This is a genomic window from Paenibacillus sp. UMB4589-SE434 (genome assembly GCF_030226685.1).
Lineage (GTDB): Bacteria > Bacillota > Bacilli > Paenibacillales > Paenibacillaceae > Paenibacillus_B.
In genome coordinates, this window is sequence record NZ_JASOYK010000022.1 from 1 (window position 1) to 690 (window position 690).

A 690-nucleotide genomic window follows, 5' to 3' on the forward strand; every position below is an offset into this window, starting at 1 on the left:
TAAGGCTGGGCTGTGATGGGGAGGGAAATTTATAGTACCGAAGGTCTTGATTTCAGGCTGCCGAGAAAAGCCTCTAGCCAGGTGATGGTGCCCGTACCGCAAACCGACACAGGTAGGCGAGATGAGTATTCTAAGGCGCGCGGAAGAACTCTCGTTAAGGAACTCGGCAAAATGACCCCGTAACTTAGGGAGAAGGGGTGCCTCGGTAGGGTGAATAGCCCGAGGGGGCCGCAGTGAAAAGGCCCAAGCGACTGTTTAGCAAAAACACAGGTCTGTGCGAAGCCGCAAGGCGAAGTATACGGGCTGACGCCTGCCCGGTGCTGGAAGGTTAAGGGGAGTGGTTAGCCGCAAGGCGAAGCTATGAACCGAAGCCCCAGTAAACGGCGGCCGTAACTATAACGGTCCTAAGGTAGCGAAATTCCTTGTCAGGTAAATTCTGACCCGCACGAATGGCGTAACGACTTGGGCGCTGTCTCAACGAGAGATCCGGTGAAATTTTAATACCTGTGAAGATGCAGGTTACCCGCGACAAGACGGAAAGACCCCATGGAGCTTTACTACAGCTTGATATTGGACTTTGGTACGGACTGTACAGGATAGGTGGGAGCCTGAGAAGCCTGAGCGCCAGCTTAGGTGGAGGCGCCGTTGGGATACCACCCTGTTCGTATCGGAGTTCTAACCTAGGACCGT

General features: G+C 54.2%; 1 rRNA gene. It reads left to right on the forward strand.

The window, feature by feature from the left end:
• Positions 1–690: ribosomal RNA gene (locus QP775_RS25550) — 23S ribosomal RNA — on the forward strand; the annotation flags it as partial.